The 1,071-nt window shown below is 63.9% G+C and carries 2 protein-coding genes; both read right to left on the bottom strand.

Features of this window, described 5'->3' with window-relative positions; translation table 11 throughout:
- The coding region (locus tag KH616_RS25315; protein WP_292255339.1) for an efflux RND transporter permease subunit at positions 1 to 321 on the bottom strand (321 nt) is incomplete at its 3' end.
- Positions 318 to 1,071: efflux RND transporter periplasmic adaptor subunit (locus KH616_RS25310; RefSeq protein WP_292255337.1), on the bottom strand; the 754-nt coding region annotated here is incomplete at its 5' end. The genes KH616_RS25315 and KH616_RS25310, both read right to left, overlap by 4 nt.

The following is a 1,071-nucleotide window of genomic DNA, read 5'->3' as shown; positions in this document are numbered from 1 at the left end:
ACGTGCCCAATACTGGTCGGTCTTGTCGTCGAACAGCACGTAGACAAACGCATCGCCGAACGACGAGTACGCGCGAATGGTCTTTGCGCCCGGCACGCCGAGCAGCGTCGTCGTGAGCGGGTAGGTGACCTGGTCCTCGATAACCTGCGGCGCCTTGCCCGGATACGATGCCTTGATGATGACCTGTGTATCGGACAGGTCGGGCAGTGCGTCGAGCGGCGTCTCGGCGACCGAGTAGAGGCCCCAACCGGTCATGAGTACAGTCGCGAGCAGCACCAGGAAACGGTTGTGGATGGACCATCGGATGAGCCGGGCAATCATTGCACGCCTCCGACCGGTTCGACCTTCGTCAACTGGTAGCCCTCATCCGACTGCTTGAAGACGAAGTGCACCGTCTGTCCGGCCTTGACGTCGGGGAAGGCATCGGGAGCGGGCTTGTTGAACGCCATCGTCATCGCGCCCCAGCCGAGCGCCGGCACGGGTTGATGGGAGAACGTGATGTCCGCAGCGGTCACTTTTTCGACCTTGCCGGTGGTCTCGTACGTTTGTGCTGCGACGGCGGGTGCGGACGCCGGTGCGCTTGCGCTTGCCCCCGTGCTGCCCTCCAGCCTCGGCAGAACGGACTTCAGGCTCGCTTCGGAATCGATCAGGAACTGGCCGGACGCGACAACGGTGTCGCCGTCGTTCAGGCCGCTCAGCACCTCGGTTTCGTTGCCAATGTCATTGCCCACGGTAACCGTCGCCGGCTGAAGGCGCCCGTCGCCGTTCTTTACGATGACGACCGAGCGCTTGCCCGTTGTGATCACGGCTTCGGAGGGCACCAGCAGTCGCGAGACAGCCTTCTGGCCGGCAACGCGCACGCGCATCAGCATGCCCGGCGTCAGCTTGAATCCGGCGTTGTCGATTTCCAGACGCGCCTGGAGCGTGCGGCTGGTGGTGCTGATGCCCGGCAGGATTTCGCGGATGCGACCGTTGAAGTGTTGTGTCGGGTCGCCTGCGAACGTCGCATCGACGGTCATACCGGGTTGTACGCCCAGCGCGAGCGCCTCGGGAATCTCGACGATGAGCCAC

The organism is Burkholderia sp. (assembly GCF_018375725.1).
GTDB lineage: Bacteria > Pseudomonadota > Gammaproteobacteria > Burkholderiales > Burkholderiaceae > Burkholderia.
Note: the sequence above shows the minus strand (reverse complement) of the source record. Positions and strands in the feature narration are given on the sequence as shown.